The organism is Pantoea sp. YU22, from assembly GCF_003970755.1.
In the GTDB taxonomy this organism is placed as follows: Bacteria; Pseudomonadota; Gammaproteobacteria; order Enterobacterales; family Enterobacteriaceae; genus Pantoea; species Pantoea piersonii.
Map to the genome: position 1 here is coordinate 195,547 of NZ_RYDU01000008.1, position 16,183 is coordinate 211,729.

13 protein-coding genes, 1 pseudogene and 1 riboswitch are annotated in these 16,183 nt (G+C 59.2%); of the genes and pseudogenes, 11 read left to right on the forward strand and 3 right to left on the reverse strand.

Annotated features, from left to right (window positions below; genetic code table 11):
• The first annotated feature begins 13 nt into the window (after positions 1-13).
• The 10 genes from mdtD (at position 14) to EKL29_RS13715 (ending at position 12,352) form a co-directional block, all read left to right on the forward strand.
• Entirely contained in the window at positions 14-1,420 is a 1,407-nt protein-coding gene (mdtD, locus tag EKL29_RS13670) for a multidrug transporter subunit MdtD (RefSeq protein WP_126689969.1), read from the forward strand.
• On the forward strand, positions 1,417-2,805 hold the full coding sequence (gene baeS, locus EKL29_RS13675; RefSeq protein ID WP_126689970.1) for a two-component system sensor histidine kinase BaeS: 1,389 nt from the start codon (positions 1,417-1,419) through the stop codon (positions 2,803-2,805). The genes mdtD and baeS overlap by 4 nt, the downstream gene beginning before the upstream one ends.
• 6 nt (positions 2,806-2,811) lie before the next feature.
• Entirely contained in the window at positions 2,812-3,519 is a 708-nt protein-coding gene (gene baeR, locus EKL29_RS13680) for a two-component system response regulator BaeR (protein WP_126689979.1), read from the forward strand.
• 120 nt (positions 3,520-3,639) lie between these two features.
• A complete protein-coding gene (gene yegQ, locus EKL29_RS13685; protein WP_120453258.1) occupies positions 3,640-5,001 on the forward strand; it encodes a tRNA 5-hydroxyuridine modification protein YegQ in 1,362 nt (453 codons plus the stop codon).
• A gap of 222 nt (positions 5,002-5,223) precedes the next feature.
• Positions 5,224-6,123 (forward strand): lipid kinase YegS, encoded by a 900-nt coding sequence (gene yegS / locus EKL29_RS13690; RefSeq protein WP_120453256.1) that lies wholly within the window; start codon positions 5,224-5,226, stop codon positions 6,121-6,123.
• 323 nt (positions 6,124-6,446) lie between these two features.
• A complete protein-coding gene (manD, locus tag EKL29_RS13695) occupies positions 6,447-7,661 on the forward strand; it encodes a D-mannonate dehydratase ManD (protein WP_120453254.1) in 1,215 nt (404 codons plus the stop codon).
• Positions 7,662-7,671: 10 nt separating this feature from the next.
• Positions 7,672-8,679 (forward strand): Zn-dependent oxidoreductase, encoded by a 1,008-nt coding sequence (locus tag EKL29_RS13700; RefSeq protein WP_120453252.1) that lies wholly within the window; start codon positions 7,672-7,674, stop codon positions 8,677-8,679.
• Between the two features lie 77 nt (positions 8,680-8,756).
• Entirely contained in the window at positions 8,757-10,040 is a 1,284-nt protein-coding gene (locus EKL29_RS13705; RefSeq protein ID WP_120453250.1) for an MFS transporter, read from the forward strand.
• 64 nt (positions 10,041-10,104) lie between these two features.
• Positions 10,105-11,565 (forward strand): mannitol dehydrogenase family protein, encoded by a 1,461-nt coding sequence (locus tag EKL29_RS13710; RefSeq protein ID WP_126689971.1) that lies wholly within the window; start codon positions 10,105-10,107, stop codon positions 11,563-11,565.
• A 100-nt stretch (positions 11,566-11,665) separates the two neighbouring features.
• Entirely contained in the window at positions 11,666-12,352 is a 687-nt protein-coding gene (locus EKL29_RS13715) for a GntR family transcriptional regulator (RefSeq protein ID WP_120453246.1), read from the forward strand.
• Between the two features lie 108 nt (positions 12,353-12,460).
• On the opposite strand, the gene fbaB is transcribed toward EKL29_RS13715, so the two are convergent.
• The 3 genes from fbaB to thiM form a co-directional block, all read right to left on the reverse strand.
• Complete coding sequence (gene fbaB, locus EKL29_RS13720) at positions 12,461-13,513, reverse strand: class I fructose-bisphosphate aldolase (protein ID WP_033750266.1); 1,053 nt, start codon at positions 13,511-13,513, stop codon at positions 12,461-12,463.
• 148 nt (positions 13,514-13,661) lie between these two features.
• Positions 13,662-14,462, reverse strand: coding sequence for a bifunctional hydroxymethylpyrimidine kinase/phosphomethylpyrimidine kinase (gene thiD / locus EKL29_RS13725; protein ID WP_120453244.1), 801 nt, complete (start codon positions 14,460-14,462; stop codon positions 13,662-13,664).
• Positions 14,459-15,253, reverse strand: coding sequence for a hydroxyethylthiazole kinase (gene thiM, locus EKL29_RS13730; protein ID WP_271152885.1), 795 nt, complete (start codon positions 15,251-15,253; stop codon positions 14,459-14,461). Before thiM ends, thiD begins: the two co-directional genes overlap by 4 nt.
• A gap of 34 nt (positions 15,254-15,287) precedes the next feature.
• Positions 15,288-15,383: riboswitch (TPP riboswitch) on the reverse strand.
• Positions 15,384-15,767: 384 nt separating this feature from the next.
• Here thiM and EKL29_RS13735 point away from each other — a divergent pair.
• Positions 15,768-16,106: pseudogene (locus EKL29_RS13735) on the forward strand (flagellin FliC); the annotation flags it as partial.
• Positions 16,107-16,183: the final 77 nt, after the last annotated feature.

Sequence of the window (16,183 nt, forward strand, 5' to 3'; positions counted from 1 at the left end):
AGAGAAAAGAAGAATGAATGCCCAAAAAGCCACGGTTCGCTGGCAGCTATGGATTGTCGCTTTCGGTTTCTTTATGCAAACGCTGGACACCACCATCGTCAACACCGCCATTCCGTCGATGGCGCATGATCTGGGCGTCAGTCCGCTGCATATGCATTCGGTGATCGTCTCCTATCTGCTGACGGTAGCGGTGACGCTGCCGATGAGCGGCTGGCTGGCGGACCGCTTCGGCGTGCGTAACATCTTCTTCAGCGCTATCGTGCTGTTCAGCGTCGGTTCGCTGCTCTGCGCCTTCTCCTCAACGCTGGACCAGCTGGTGATGGCGCGCGTGGTGCAGGGCATCGGCGGCGCGATGATGGTGCCGGTCGGTCGCTTAACCGTTATGAAAATCGTGCCGCGCGAGCAGTATATGTCAGCGATGACCTTTGTGACCCTGCCGGGACAGATCGGCCCGCTGGTCGGCCCGGCGCTCGGCGGCGTGCTGGTGGAGTATGCCAGCTGGCACTGGATCTTTCTGATTAATATTCCCGTCGGCATTGTTGGCGCTATCGCCACTATCACGCTGATGCCGAACTACTCAATGAAGACGCGGCGCTTCGACTTTCTCGGCTTTCTGCTGCTGGCTGCCGGTATGGCGACGCTGACGATGGCGCTCGACGGCCAGCGCAGCAGCGGTGGTTCGCCGCTGCTGCTGGGCGCGATGATCCTGATCGGCGTTTTCTCGCTGCTGTTTTATCTGATGCATGCGCGCAGCAACGACAACGCGCTGTTCAGCCTGAAACTGTTCGACAGCCCTGTCTACTCGATTGGTCTTCTCGGCAGCTTCCTCGGCCGCATCGGCAGCGGCATGCTGCCTTTTATGACGCCGATTTTTTTGCAGGTTGGCATGGGCTATACGCCGTTTCACGCCGGGCTGATGATGATCCCGATGGTGCTTGGCAATATGGGCATTAAACGCGTGGTGGTGCGCATCGTTAACCTGTTCGGCTACCGCAATACGCTGGTCGGCACCACCCTGGCGCTCGCCGTAGTGGTGCTGCTTTTCCCGGTAGTGGCGCTGCTCGGCTGGATATGGCTGCTGCCGCTGGTGCTGCTGATGCAGGGCATGGTGAACGCGCTGCGCTTCTCCTCCATGAACACGCTGACGCTGAAAGATCTGCCGGACGAGCTCGCCTCCAGCGGCAACAGCCTGCTGTCGATGATTATGCAGCTGTCGATGAGTATTGGCGTCACCATCGCCGGTCTGCTGCTGGGCGCTTTCGGCCAGGACGCGCTGGGCAGCAGCGACAATACCCATACGCTGTTTATGACCGCTTACGCCTGCATGGCGCTGATTATCGCCCTGCCCGCGCTGGTGTTCTGGCGCGTGCCGAAGGAAACCAGTAAAAACGTCGATCTGCGACGCCGGAGAAAACCATGAAGTCCCCTTTGCGCCTGGGCATCAGCGCCAAACTTTTTTTAGCGATTTTTTCTACCTGCATGCTGGTGCTGATCACCATGCACTGGGGCGTGCGTCTGAGTTTCGAGCACGGCTTCGTCGACTATATCAAGCGCGGCAACGAGCAGCGGCTCGCCATGCTCGGCGACGCGCTGGCCGATCAATATGAACAGCACGGCAGCTGGGATTTTCTGCGCCATAACGATCGACTGGTGTACACCATGCTGCGCTCGCTGGAGCAGAATCCCGACAGCAGCAACCAGCTGCCGCCGCACGGCTGGCGTACCCAGTTCTGGATTATCGACCAGCAGTATAAGGTGCTGGCGGGGCCGCGCGCGCCGGTGCCGCCGGAAGGCTCACGGCGCAATATCACCACCAGCAACGGCAAAATAGTTGGCTGGGTGGTCGGTTCGCCGCCGGAGCGCCTGACGCGCAGCACCGATATTAACTTCGATCATCAACAAAGGCGCACCAGCTGGCTGATCGTCGGCCTGTCGACGTTGCTGGCGGCGCTGGTGACCTGGCTGATGTCGCGCGGCCTGCTGGCACCGGTCAAACGGCTGGTGGCGGGCACGCACCATCTGGCGGCGGGCAACTTCGCCACGCGCGTCGAAGTCGGCAGCCGCGACGAACTGGGCCAGCTGGCGCAGGATTTTAACCGCCTCGCCAGCTCGCTGGAGAAGAACGAGAGCATGCGTCGCGCCTTTATGGCCGATATTTCTCACGAGCTGCGCACGCCGCTGGCGATCCTGCGCGGCGAACTGGAGGCGATGCAGGATGGCGTACGCCAGCTGACGCCGGAGGCGATTGGCTCGCTGCTGAGCGAAGTCGGCGTGCTCAGCAAGCTGGTGGACGATCTGCATCAGCTTTCGCTTTCAGACGAGGGTGCCCTCGCCTATCGCAAGCAGGCCACCGATCTGGTGCAGCTGCTGGAAGTGAGCGCGGGCAGCTTTAACGAGCGCTATCGCAGCCACGGCCTGACGCTGGCGCTGCAAATGCCGGACGAAGCCCCCTTTTTCGGCGATCCCGACCGCCTGATGCAGCTGTTCACCAACCTGCTGGAGAACAGCCTGCGCTATACCGACGCGCCGGGCCAGGTTGAGGTGCGGCTCTGGTATGAAGCGCCCTGCTGGCGGATGAGTTTTGCCGACAGCGCGCCGGGCGTGGACGCGCAGCAGCAGGCGAAAATATTCGAGCGTTTTTACCGCACCGAAGGGTCGCGCAATCGCGCCAGCGGCGGCTCAGGGCTGGGGCTGGCTATCTGCAAAAACATCGTCGACGCGCACGGCGGCCATATCGCTGCGGAGCACTCTGATTTAGGTGGACTGAAAATCACGCTACAATTGCGCTATGTCCCCCAGCCGTAACTGATGATGAACCCCGAAAAAACCGACCCGCTGATTCTGGTAGTGGAAGACGAGCCGAAGCTGGCGCAGCTGATGATCGACTATCTGGAAGCTTCTAACTACCGCACCCATCATATTGCCCACGGCAGCGACGTGCTGCCTTTCGTCCAGCAGACGCCGCCCGATTTGATGCTGCTGGACCTGATGCTGCCCGGCAGCGACGGCCTGACGCTATGCCGCGAAATCCGCCGCTTCTCTGAGCTGCCGATCATTATGGTGACGGCGCGCACCGAGGAGATCGATCGCCTGCTTGGCCTGGAGATTGGCGCGGATGATTATATCTGTAAGCCTTTCAGCCCGCGCGAAGTGGTGGCGCGGGTGAAAACCATTCTGCGCCGCGTCAGGCGCGCGCCGGAAGAAGCGGGCAAAGCGTCGCTGCTGAAAATTGACGAGAACCGTTTCCAGGCGAGCTGGCACGACCAGCCGCTGGAGCTAACGCCCGCCGAGTTCCGCCTGCTGAAAACCCTGGCGCTGGAGCCGGGAAAAGTCTTTTCGCGTGAGCAGTTGCTGAATCATCTTTACGACGACTACCGCGTCGTCACCGATCGCACCATCGACAGCCATATTAAAAATCTGCGGCGCAAGCTGGAAAGCCTCGACGCCGACCAGCCGTTTATCCGCGCCGTGTACGGCATGGGCTATCGCTGGGAAGCGGATCTGTGTCAGTTGATCTAGATCAATTGATTTGCTCTCTCCGCCGCCTACAATTCCGCACCTTTTGCAGGGCCGTTAAGGTGACGACCGCTGCACGTGCCGCGCCAGGCGGCATGCTGACCTGACATCAGTGAGAACACCATGAAACCAGAACTGCTTTCTCCAGCGGGAACGCTGAAGAATATGCGTTACGCCTTTGCCTATGGCGCAGACGCGGTCTATGCCGGACAGCCGCGCTACAGCCTGCGCGTGCGCAATAATGAATTTACCCATGACAACCTTGCCAAAGGGATTGCCGAAGCGCACGCGCTGGGCAAGAAATTCTATGTCGTGGTCAATATCGCGCCGCATAACGCTAAGCTGAAAACCTTTATTCGCGACCTGACGCCGGTCGTAGAGATGCAGCCCGATGCGCTGATCATGTCCGATCCCGGTTTAATTATGCTGGTGCGCGAAGCTTTTCCGCAGATGCCGATCCACCTTTCCGTGCAGGCCAATGCGGTCAACTGGGCGACGGTGAAATTCTGGCAGCAGATGGGGCTGACGCGCGTGATCCTGTCGCGCGAGCTGTCGCTGGAGGAGATCGCCGAGATCCGCCAGCAGGTGCCGGAGATGGAAATTGAGATCTTCGTACACGGAGCGCTCTGTATGGCCTACTCCGGTCGCTGTCTGCTTTCAGGCTATATGAACAAGCGCGACCCGAATCAGGGCACCTGCACCAACGCCTGCCGCTGGGAATATAAGGTTGAGGAAGGGAAGCAGGACGAGGCAGGCAATATCGTCGAGGTGCAGGAGGTGACGCCGACGCTGGGTCTTGGCCAGCCCACCGATAAGGTGTTCCTGCTGGAAGAGAAGATGAAGCCGGGCGAGGTCATGAGCGCCTTTGAAGATGAGCACGGCACCTACATTATGAACTCTAAGGATCTGCGCGCGGTAGCGCACGTCGAGCGCCTGAGCGCAATGGGAGTTCATTCGCTGAAAATCGAAGGCCGTACCAAATCCTTCTACTATTGCGCGCGTACGGCGCAGGTTTACCGCCGCGCTATCGACGACGCCGCGGCCGGGAAACCCTTCGATCCCGAGCTGCTGACCACGCTGGAGGGGCTGGCGCATCGCGGCTATACCGAGGGCTTTTTGCGCCGCCATACGCACGACAGCTACCAGAACTACGCGCAGGGCTATTCGATCTCGGAACGCCAGCAGTTTGTCGGCGAATTTACCGGCGAGCGTCGCGGCGACTGGGCGGAAGTGGCGGTAAAAAATAAGTTTCTGCTCGGCGACAGCCTGGAGATCATGACGCCCAACGGCAATCTGAACTGCAGGCTGGAAGCGATGCAGGATGCGCGCGGCGCGGCCATTGACGTCGCGCCTGGCGACGGCCATCGCGTCTGGATACCGGTGCCTGCGGATGTCGGGCTGGCGTTTGGCCTGCTGCTGCGCAATTTCACCGACGGCAGCAGCACGCGGGATCCCCATAGCAAATTACTCACGTCGCGCAAGTAAACAGACGAAGTTAGAACAGGATCACAGACCGCCGCTGCGCGCTCCTTTATAGTCGCGCCTGCTGCGAACGAGTAACAACTAATAGCTGTTGTATCAGGAACCACCTCATTCACCCGCCCGGCTCCCCCGTGCGGGTTTTCTTTTTTCCGCTTTTCTCCCGTAAATTTTCCCTCCTGACTATGCTATAAGCAGAAATCTTTGTGGGTTTTCAAGGAATGGATAATGGAAAAACAATCGCTTACTCTAATAATTCTTAACGGCAAAGGCGCAGGTAACGAGGAGTTGCGCGCGGCTGTCACGACGCTGCGCGATGAGGGCTTTGCCATCGCCGTGCGCGTTACCTGGGAGAAAGGCGACGGCGAACGTTACGTCGAGGAAGCGCTGCGACTGGGCGCAGAGACCATCGTTGCTGGCGGCGGCGACGGCACTATTAACGAAATCGCCACCGCGCTGACCGCCGTTGATGCCGCCCGACGGCCGGTGCTGGGCATTCTTCCTCTTGGCACCGCCAACGATTTTGCCACCAGCGTCGGCATTCCTGCCGAAATGGAGCCCGCGCTGCGCCTGGCGGTTCAGGGCAAGGCTCACGTTATCGACCTGGCGCGGGTTAATCAGGATCGCTTTTTCATTAATATGGCGACCGGCGGTTTCGGCACCCGCATCACGACCGAAACGCCGGAGAAGCTGAAGTCTGCGCTGGGCGGCGTCTCCTATTTTATTCACGGACTGATGCGGATGGACACGCTGAAACCCGATAGCTGCGAGATTACCGGCCCTGAGTTTCACTGGCAGGGCGACGCGCTGGCGATTGGCGTCGGCAACGGGCGTCAGGCGGGCGGCGGCCAGCGTTTGTGTCCATCGGCGCTGATCAATGACGGCCTGCTGGACGTCAGCATCGTCACCGCGCAGGAGCTGCTGCCCACCCTGCTGCACTCGCTGACCAGCAACGACGACAATCCGAATATTGTGACCGCTAAACTCACTTCGCTGCGCATCGTTTCGCCAAATGAGATGACCTTTAACCTGGATGGCGAACCGCTCTCCGGCCGCGAGTTCGACATTGAGGTACTACCCGGCGCGCTTAGCTGCCGTCTGCCGCCGCAGTGCGCGTTGCTGGCCTGACGTTAGCCTCCCGGGCGCTGAGTCAAGCGCCGCTCTGGCTAAACCGGCTGCGCTGACGTGCGCAGCATCACCCAGTGACATAAAGGCAAAAGAGACTATCCCTGTCTGCTCGTCCCGCGTCATTCACGGCGCGGGACGTTTTGCTTTTCGGGGCGTGCTGCCTGCTTGTTAGCTTTTCTGCCGCTGGCGCGGGCTTAAGAGCTGCGCGCCAGCCCTGACATTCTCTCTGTGATTGTCTTCACAACTCTGCAACCTCAACTTGTATGGTAGTATAAATGCGCGTACTTTTTCAGCATTGATTGCTGAATGAAGGCCACGGAAAAATGAAAATTGTTAACGCTGAAGTCTTTGTTACCTGCGCAGGCAGAAACTTCGTTACGCTGAAAATCACCACCGATGAAGGCATTACCGGCATCGGCGACGCGACCCTTAACGGCCGCGAACTGCCGGTCGCCTCCTACCTGAAAGATCATGTGTGTCCGCAGCTGATTGGCCGCGACGCGCATCAGATCGAGGATATCTGGCAATATTTCTATAAAGGCGCCTACTGGCGTCGCGGGCCGGTCACCATGTCAGCTATCTCTGCGGTCGATACGGCGCTGTGGGATATCAAAGGCAAAGCCGCCAATATGCCGCTCTACCAGCTGCTGGGCGGCGCCTCGCGCACCGGCGTTATGGTCTATTGCCACACCACCGGCCATACCATCGATGAAGTGATGGATGACTACGCAAAGCACAAGGAGATGGGCTTCAAAGCGATTCGCGCCCAGTGCGGCGTGCCGGGCATGAAAACCACTTACGGCATGGCGAAAGGCAAAGGGCTGGCCTATGAGCCAGCAACCAAAGGGAACTGGCCGGAAGAGCAGCTGTGGTCAACGGAGAAGTACCTCGACTTTACGCCGAAGCTGTTTGAAGCCATCCGCGATAAATTCGGCTTCAACGAACACCTGCTGCACGATATGCATCACCGCCTGACGCCGATCGAAGCGGCGCGCTTCGGCAAAAGCGTCGAAGATTACCGCCTGTTCTGGATGGAAGACCCGACGCCCGCTGAAAACCAGGCGTGCTTCCGCCTGATCCGCCAGCATACCGTCACGCCGATTGCGGTCGGCGAAGTGTTCAACAGTATCTGGGACTGCAAGCAGCTGATTGAAGAGCAGCTGATCGACTATATCCGCACCACCATCACCCACGCAGGCGGCATCACCGGCATGCGCCGCATCGCCGATTTCGCCTCGCTCTACCAGGTACGCACCGGCTCGCACGGCCCCTCGGATCTCTCGCCGGTCTGCATGGCGGCGGCGCTCCACTTTGACCTGTGGGTGCCGAATTTCGGCGTGCAAGAGTATATGGGCTTCTCCGAGCAGATGATGGAGCTGTTTGACGCCAACTGGCGCTTCGAAGATGGCTTTATGCATCCGGGCGACAAGCCGGGGCTGGGTATCGAATTTAATGAAAAGCTGGCGGCGAAATATCCCTATGAACCCGCTTATCTGCCAGTGGCCCGTCTGGAAGACGGCACACTGTGGAACTGGTAAGGAGCGCATCATGAAAAGCGTTGTTATAGAACAACCCGGCACGCTGGTTCTGGCGGAGCGTCCGTTACCTGCACCCGCTGCGGGCGAAGTACGCGTAAAGGTGAAATACGCCAGCATCTGCGGCTCCGACGTGCATATCTGGCATGGCCATAACCCTTTCGCTAAATATCCGCGCGTCATCGGCCATGAATTTTTCGGCGTGATTGATGCCGTCGGCGACGGTGTTGACGCCAGCCGCATCGGCGAACGCGTGGCGGTCGATCCCGTCGTCAGCTGCGGCCACTGCTATCCCTGCTCGGTAGGCCGCCCTAACGTTTGCACCACGCTGAGCGTGATCGGCGTACATCGCGACGGCGGCTTCAGCGAGTATAGCGTCGCGCCCGCCAGCAACGCTTATACCCTGCCGACGACCATCCCTGACAGGCTGGCCAGTATGGTGGAACCTTTCACTATCGCGGCCAATATTACCGCGTTCCTTAAGCCGCAGCCGCAGGATGTGGCGCTGATTTACGGCGCGGGTCCGATGGGCCTGACGGCGATTCAGGTGCTGAAAGGAGTCTATAAGGTAGCGCAGGTGCTGGTGGTGGATCGTCTGCCGGAGCGTCTTGAGCTGGCGCAGGCCAGCGGCGCGGATCGCGTCTTCAACAACGCCGAAGTGGCGCTGGCGGCGCAGCTGGAAGGGGTGCAGCCGACGTTGATTATTGATGCCGCCTGCCATCCGTCGATTCTGGCAGAAGCAGCGGCGATCGCCTCGCCCGCCGCGCGTATCGGACTGCTCGGCTTCTCCGGCGAGCCGTGTAGCATCACGCAACAAAGTCTCACCAGCAAAGAGCTGTCGCTGTTTACCTCTCGCCTTAACAGCCATCGCTTTCCACAGGTCATTGAGTGGATGGAACAGGGGCTGATCCAGCCAGAAAAACTGGTTACGCACTACTTTTCGCTCGACGAAATCGAACGCGCGATGACGCTGTTCGAAAAAGACCCCCGCACCTGCTGTAAGGTCGTTTTAGAGATGTAGCCGCCTTGCCTCACCGGGGATTCAGCCGGCAGCGCGCTGCCGGCCTACTATCACTATAAAAAAGCGTTGGAGCCACTATGTTTAAAAATCTGCGCTGGACAATTGTACTGCTGTTGTTTCTTGTTTACATGATCAACTACCTCGATCGTGTCGCCCTCTCCCTTACTCTGCCGCTGGTAGAAAAAGATCTGGCGATCAACGCCGAACAGTTCGGCATGATCTTCGGCAGCTTCTTCTTCGGCTATGCCTTGTTCAACTTCATCGGCGGCGTCGCCACTGACCGCTTTGGCCCGAAAATCGTGCTTGGCCTGGCGGTTGGCATGTGGTCGCTGTTCTGCGGCATGACCGCGCTGGCGACCGGCTTCTGGTCGATGCTGATCCTGCGCGTACTGTTCGGCATGGCGGAAGGCCCTATTTGCGCCTCAGCCAACAAAGCGATTAACGGCTGGTTCCCGAAAAAACAGGCCGCCACCGCGATGGGCCTGTTGAGCGCCGGTTCGCCGCTGGGCGGCGCGGTAGCGGGCCCCATTATCGGCTACCTCGCTCTCGCCTTCGGCTGGCGTCCGGCTTTCGTTATTATCTGCCTGATTGGTCTGGTATGGATGGGGATCTGGCTGTTCGTTTCAGCAGACAACCCGGCAAAGAGCAAGCATGTCTCGGATGAAGAGCGCGCGCTGGTTGATAAACTGAAAGCCGAGCAGCCGGGCGAAGAAGCGGATCTGGCACAGGCGTCCCACGGCTTCGGCTACTATCTGCGTCAGCCGATTATTCTGGTCACCGCCTTCGCCTTCTTCTGCTACAACTATATTCTGTTCTTCTTCCTGAGCTGGTTCCCGGCCTATCTGGTGCAGGCGCACGGCCTCGATATTAAATCGATGTCGATCACCACCATGATCCCGTGGATTGTCGGCTTCGTCGGTCTGGCGCTGGGCGGCTGGATCTCAGACAAGATCTTCAATATTACCGGCAAGTTACTGTTGTCCCGTAAAATTGTGCTGGTGGTCTCACTGTTCGCCGCCGCCGTTTGTGTGGCACTGGCGGGTACGGTAAAAGAGGTCAACTCTGCAGTGATGATGATGTCGATATCGATCTTCTTCCTCTATATCACCGGGGCCATCTACTGGGCGATTATTCAGGACGTGGTGCACAAGAGCCGCGTCGGCAGCATCAGCGGCTTTATTCATCTGGTAGGCAGCCTCTCGGGCATCATCGGCCCGATCGTCACCGGCTTTATCGTGCAGCATACCGGCAAGTTTGACAGCGCCTTTGTACTGGCCGGCTGCGTCGCCGCCGTTGGCGCCTTCCTGGTGCTGTTCGTTATCCGCAGCCCGAAAGCGAGCAAGAAGCCGGTTTCGGTATAAGCAGAACGTTTTACATGACTGAATCACGGGGCGCAGGACGCCCCGTTTGCCATAAGGACGGACTATGTTAGAGATTGATCGCCTTCCCGCCGACGTGCAGCGCCCGCGCTACGATCGCAGCAAACTGAAAACCCGCATGGTGCATATTGGCTTCGGCGCTTTTCACCGCGCGCACCAGGCGCTGTGCAGCGACAAGCTGGCGGAACAGGGCAGTGACTGGGGCTATTGTGAAGTCAACCTCAACAGCGGCGAGCTGATTCAGGCGCTGCGTCAGCAGGATCACCTGTATACCCTCACGGAAATGGCTGACGACTCGCTAAATACGCGGGTCATCGGCGTCATCACTTCAGCGCTGCACGGCAAAGGCGACGGCATTGAGGCGGTCATCGCCGCCATGAGCCAGCCGGACGTGGCGATTGTCTCTATGACGGTAACAGAGAAAGGCTACTGCCATCATCCCGCCAGCGGCGACCTCAACCATGAACATCCCGATATCCAGCACGATCTGGCCCATCCCGATGCGCCGCGTTCGCTGCCGGGCCTGATTCTGGCGGCGATCCGCCGACGCCGCGACGCGGGATTGCCGCCGTTCAGCGTGATGTCCTGCGACAATATGCCGGAAAATGGCCACGTCACGCGCAATGTGATTGTACAGCTGGCGCAGCGGCAGGATGGCGCGCTGGCGGACTATATTCAGCAGCATGTCACCTTCCCTTCCACCATGGTCGATCGCATCGTTCCGGCGATGACCGACAGCGCCTTTGCTCAGCTTGCCGAACGCCTCGGCTGTAGCGATCCGGTCGCGGTCGAAGCGGAACCCTTTTTCCAGTGGGTCATCGAGGATAATTTCGTCAGCGGACGGCCAGCCTGGGAGCAGGCGGGTGCGGAACTGGTTAAAGACGTGCTGCCGTTTGAAGAGATGAAGCTGCGGATGCTTAACGGCAGCCACTCCTTTCTGGCTTATCTCGGCTTCCTGTCCGGCTATGAATACATCAGCGACTGTATGGCCGATACCAGCCTGCGCACCGCCGCCCGCAGGCTGATGCTTGAGCAGCAGGCGCCGACGCTGCGCACGCCGGGCGTCGATCTCACCGCCTACGCCGACTCGCTGATCGCGCGTTACGAAAACCGCGCGATTAAGCATCGCACCTGGCAGATCGCAACCGACGGCACGCAGAAGCTGCCGCAGCGCCTGCTCGACAGCGTGCGCTGGCACCTGCGCAACGGCAGCAACTGCGACCTGCTGCTGCTGGGCGTAGCGGGCTGGATGCGCTATGTCGGCGGCGTGGATGAGCAAGGCGCGCCAATCGAGATCCGCGATCCGCTGAAAGCGGAGCTGGCGGAGCGCGTAGCTGCCAGCGCCGAAGGCGAAGCGCGCGTGAAAGCGCTGCTGGGGATGAAAGCGGTATTTGGCGAAGATCTGGCGCAGAATGCGGAAGTCGTCGCCACGCTGACGCGCTTCTGGCTGCAGCTGCGCGAGCATGGCGCACGCGCCACCGTGGCGCAGATTGTCCATTCGCTGTAATTGTTCAGTATCAAAAGCGCTGGCGCAGTCGCAGCGCGCTGATTAGACTGACACTTTCCCAACGGGCTGGCTACGGCCAGCCGTAATACGGATATGCCGCATGTCAATCGCCTATACCATTACCACCAGCGAACCGGTTAACCAGCAGATCTATCGTTATCTGCGGAAGGATATCGTGACCTGCGTCATCCAGCCGGGTTCGCTGCTGTCAGAAAAAGAAGTTTCAGCCCGGTTTAACGTGTCGCGCCAGCCGGTGCGTGAAGCCTTTATCAAGCTGGCAGAGGCGGGTCTGGTGCAGGTACTGCCGCAGCGCGGCACCTTCGTACGGAAAATCTCTGCGCGCCGCGTAGCGGATGGCCGGTTTATTCGCGAAGCGGTAGAGGTTTCGGTCGTGCGGCGTGCGGCGCTGGAGATTGAACCTGCGGCGCTGATGACGCTGGAGCACAATCTTCAGCTGCAGAAAATGGCGGCCAGCCGTCAGGACAGCCAGGCGTTTCTGGGCCTCGACGATGAGTTCCATCGGCTGATTGCCGAGAGCATTAACTGCGCGCTGGCGTGGGAGACGGTAGAAAATATCAAAGCGGCGATGGACCGCGTGCGCTTCCTGACGCTGAGCGAAGTCTCGCCGCCGGACAGCCTGATAGAGCAGCACGAGGAGATTCTGTCGGCGTTAAAAAATCATGATGCCGACGCTGCCGAAGCAGCAATGCGCCGTCATCTGCAGGAGATGATTTTCTCCATTACGCCCATTGCCGAGCGCAACAGCGAGTGGTTTGAGTCGCTGTAATCTCATAATAAAGAAGGCCAGCGTCCGCTGGCCTTTTTCATCTCTTCGTCGCAGGATCCGTAAACACCTTATCCAGACCCCTTAAACCCCTGGCGAAGCCGGGTTTAATCAGGCGATGGTGACCTCTTTAGAGAGATAAACATCCTGCACCGCATTAATCAGCGCCACGCCATCCTTAAGCGACTTTTTAAACGCCTTGCGCCCCAGGATTAGCCCCATGCCGCCCGCGCGCTTGTTGATTACCGCGGTGCGCACCGATTCTGCGATATCGGTTTCGCCCGCCGACGCGCCGCCGGAATTAATCAGCCCGGCGCGGCCCATATAGCAGTTCGCCAGCTGGTAGCGCACCAGATCAATCGGGTTGTCTGTGGTCAGGGTACTGTAAACGCGTTCGTCGGTATGTCCGAACTTCACCGCCTTGTAGCCGCCGTTATTTTCTGCCAGCTTCTGCTTGACGATATCCGCGCCGATGGTCGCCGCCAGATGGTTAGCCTGGCCGGTGAGATCGGCGCTGGCATGATAGTCCACGCCATCTTTTTTGAAATCGTTATTGCGCAGATAAGCCCAGAGTACCGTGACCATGCCCAGTTCGTGCGCGCGCTCGAAAGCGGCGGCGATCTCTTCAATCTGGCGGCGCGACTGTTCGGAACCAAAATAGATCGTGGCACCGACGGCGACTGCCCCCATATTGAACGCCTGCTCGACGCTGGCATAGAGCGTCTGGTCATACTGCGTCGGATAGCTCAGGGTTTCGTTGTGGTTCAGCTTCACCATAAAGGGAATGCGGTGCGCGTAACGGCGCGCCACCGAGGCCAGCACGCCATAGGTTGACGCCACGCAGTTACAGCCCGCTTCAATCGCCAGCTCAACGATATGTTTGGGATCGAAATAGTGCGGGTTGGCGGCAAAGGAGGCGCCCGCCGAATGCTCCACGCCCTGATCGACCGGCAGGATTGACAGATAGCCGGTGCCCGCAAGGCGGCCGGTGTTGTATAGCGTCTGCATATTACGCAGCACCGCAGGCGAACGGTTATTGTCGATCATCACGCGATCGACATAATCGGGGCCGGGCAAATAGAGGTTTTCCGCGGGCAGGGCCAGACAGCGATGCTGAAGAAGAGAATCCGCGTCCTGGCCCAGTAACTGTACGATGTCCGTCATGTTAACTCCTGTCAGAAAAGAGGTGATGCGCCGGCGCAGACCGGCGCGAGCCACCACAGCCTGAACGTCGCAGCATCACGACGCAAATTGCTGACTCCATTTTTCAGACGGATCCGTAGCAAGATTTCTCATTCCAGGGCGTTCTGCCCTACCACCAGCGATGAAAATGGTGCACCGGCCCGATGCCTTTGCCTACTTCCAGCGTATCGGCCTGCATCAGCGCCTGTTGCAGCCACGCTTTCGCCTCGCGCAGCGTTTGCGCCCAGCTGTCATGACGCGGGCGCAGCGCCGCCAGCGCGGCAGAGAGCGAACAACCGGTGCCGTGCGTATGGCGCGTGTTGACGCGCGGCGCGGTAAAGCGCTCCGCGCCCTCGCGCGTGATCAGCCAGTCCGGGCTTTCGCTGTCGCCAAGATGCCCCCCTTTCATCAGCACCGCCTGGCAGCCGAGCGCCAGCAGCGCGTTGCCCTGCTCCAGCATCGCCTCTTCGCTGCGCGCTGGCGCGCACTCAAGCAGTGCGGCCGCTTCCGGCAGGTTCGGCGTAATTAACGACACCTGCGGCAGCAGCAGCTCGCGTACGCTGGCGATCGCATCTGGCGAGAGTAAGGGATCGCCGCTTTTCGCCACCATCACCGTATCCAGCACCACAAAGGGGATGTCGGCTCGTTTCAGCTTTTCCGCCACTTTTTGCACGATGGCGGTTTCCGAGAGCATGCCGATTTTCGCCGTATCGATGCGTACGTCGCTCAGCACCGAGTCGAGCTGTGCCGCCACAAAGTCCGGATCGATACGATAGACCGACTGCACGCCGCAGGTATTCTGCGCCACCAGCGCGGTAATGACGCTGGTTCCATAGGCGCCGAGCGCTGAAAAAGCCTTGAGATCGGCCTGGATGCCTGCGCCGCCGCTGGGGTCGGTTCCGGCAATAGTCAGGGCGTTGATACGCTTCATGCGCGCGCCTCCTGTGCCAGCTGCCATAAGGCATCAATAAACAGCGTGGCGAAGCTGCCCGGCGCGCCTGTCTGTGCAGCGGCGCGTTCACCTGCGCACGCCATCACGCGGCAGGCGCTGGCGACGTTGTGCAGCCGTTCGCCGGGCAAACTGCAAAAGGCCGCCACTACGGCGGAAAGCGCGCAGCCGGTGCCCACCACACGGGTCATCAGCGCGCTGCCGCCGGGTACGCTCAAGGTCGTATCCCCGTCTGTGACGTAATCGACCTCGCCGCTGACGACGACCAGCGTTTGCGCGCGCTTCGCCAGGCTGCGCGCCGCCTCCAGCGCCGCTTCCGCCTGATGCTGCGTATCTACCCCACGCCCGCCGACGCTCTGCTGCGCCAGCGCGAGGATTTCAGAAGCGTTGCCACGCACCGCGGCAGGTCGCCGCGCAAGGAGTTGCTGGCTGAATTCAGTGCGCAGCCGCAGCGCGCCGACCGCGACCGGATCGAGCACCCAGGGCGTCTGTGACGCCTCAGCGGCCTGTACCGCCGCCAGCATCGCATCGCGACGGTCACGGGTCAGCGTGCCGACATTGATCAGCAACGCATCGGCTATCGCGGCAAACTGCGCGGCCTCATCAGGGTCGATAACCATCGCGGGCGAAGCGTGAAGCGCCAGCAATACGTTGGCGGTGAAGTTCTGCACGACATCGTTGGTCATACAGTGCACCAGCGGCTGCTGCTGAACGAAACGGGCGAGAACGGGCGCGAAATGCGCGTCGGAAAAGCGTTGAGGTTGGTGGATCATCATTACTCCCAACCGGCGAACAAGAAGGCGAATGCGGTCAGGCATCTGACTTCCCTACGCTGGCATTATCCAGATCAGGTCAGCGGGTGTATCTCAGCCCTGTATTAAAGGGGCACCCCGAGTCATTAAAGTAAATCTCTCATTACTTTTCACCAGCATACGGGAAGTGTCGCTTGCAAAGCAAGCTGGCCTATCCACATTCGCCTTCTTGATCGCCGGAAACGGATAAAGCCTGATTACCTCACCCTTAACCTCACGTTCTACCCCACCTTTGACCCCACCTAGGCATTATCCAAAATGATTAAATAAATAACTCAACGTGCCGATTAACAAAGATGCCTGGTTGACAGGCTGCCTGATGCAATCCCCCCGCCAAACTTGAGTTTGGAAAAAGAAATAAAAAGGAAGTTAAAGTTTTTCTGGGGGGTGACGATAGTAGGTATGACGGCGCTGAAGCCGAAGGGGTTTAAGCCCAAACCTTAACCAAATGACTTGATTAATAGGAACTTTTACCATGGCTCAAGTAATTAACACCAACAGCCTCTCGCTGATCACTCAGAACAACATCAACAAGAATCAGTCTGCTCTGTCTTCTTCTATTGAGCGTCTGTCTTCTGGTCTTCGTATCAACAGCGCTAAAGATGACGCTGCTGGTCAGGCAATTGCAAACCGTTTCACCTCAAACATTAATGGCCTGACTCAGGCTGCTCGTAACGCCAATGACGGTATTTCACTGGCGCAGACCACTGAAGGCGCACTATCAGAAATCAACAACAATTTACAGCGCGTTCGTGAACTAACTGTTCAAGCTCAGAACGGCACCAACTCTGATTCTGACCTGGCTTCAATCCAGTGAATCGCCACGGATAATCTAGACACTTCCGAGCCGTTGATAATACTGGTTTTCATATTCTGTCGGTGACATCTGTT

Excerpts from the sequence above, each read along its gene's own strand:
- thiD (WP_120453244.1), bottom strand. The coding sequence starts at position 14,462 with ATGAAGCGTATCAACGCCCTGACTATTGCCGGAACCGACCCCAGCGGC.
- yegQ (WP_120453258.1), top strand. The coding sequence starts at position 3,640 with ATGAAACCAGAACTGCTTTCTCCAGCGGGAACGCTGAAGAATATGCGT.
- thiM (WP_271152885.1), bottom strand. The coding sequence starts at position 15,253 with ATGATCCACCAACCTCAACGCTTTTCCGACGCGCATTTCGCGCCCGTT.
- EKL29_RS13700 (WP_120453252.1), top strand. The coding sequence starts at position 7,672 with ATGAAAAGCGTTGTTATAGAACAACCCGGCACGCTGGTTCTGGCGGAG.
- baeR (WP_126689979.1), top strand. The coding sequence starts at position 2,812 with ATGAACCCCGAAAAAACCGACCCGCTGATTCTGGTAGTGGAAGACGAG.
- mdtD (WP_126689969.1), top strand. The coding sequence starts at position 14 with ATGAATGCCCAAAAAGCCACGGTTCGCTGGCAGCTATGGATTGTCGCT.
- EKL29_RS13705 (WP_120453250.1), top strand. The coding sequence starts at position 8,757 with ATGTTTAAAAATCTGCGCTGGACAATTGTACTGCTGTTGTTTCTTGTT.
- fbaB (WP_033750266.1), bottom strand. The coding sequence starts at position 13,513 with ATGACGGACATCGTACAGTTACTGGGCCAGGACGCGGATTCTCTTCTT.
- EKL29_RS13710 (WP_126689971.1), top strand. The coding sequence starts at position 10,105 with ATGTTAGAGATTGATCGCCTTCCCGCCGACGTGCAGCGCCCGCGCTAC.
- EKL29_RS13715 (WP_120453246.1), top strand. The coding sequence starts at position 11,666 with ATGTCAATCGCCTATACCATTACCACCAGCGAACCGGTTAACCAGCAG.
- baeS (WP_126689970.1), top strand. The coding sequence starts at position 1,417 with ATGAAGTCCCCTTTGCGCCTGGGCATCAGCGCCAAACTTTTTTTAGCG.
- yegS (WP_120453256.1), top strand. The coding sequence starts at position 5,224 with ATGGAAAAACAATCGCTTACTCTAATAATTCTTAACGGCAAAGGCGCA.
- manD (WP_120453254.1), top strand. The coding sequence starts at position 6,447 with ATGAAAATTGTTAACGCTGAAGTCTTTGTTACCTGCGCAGGCAGAAAC.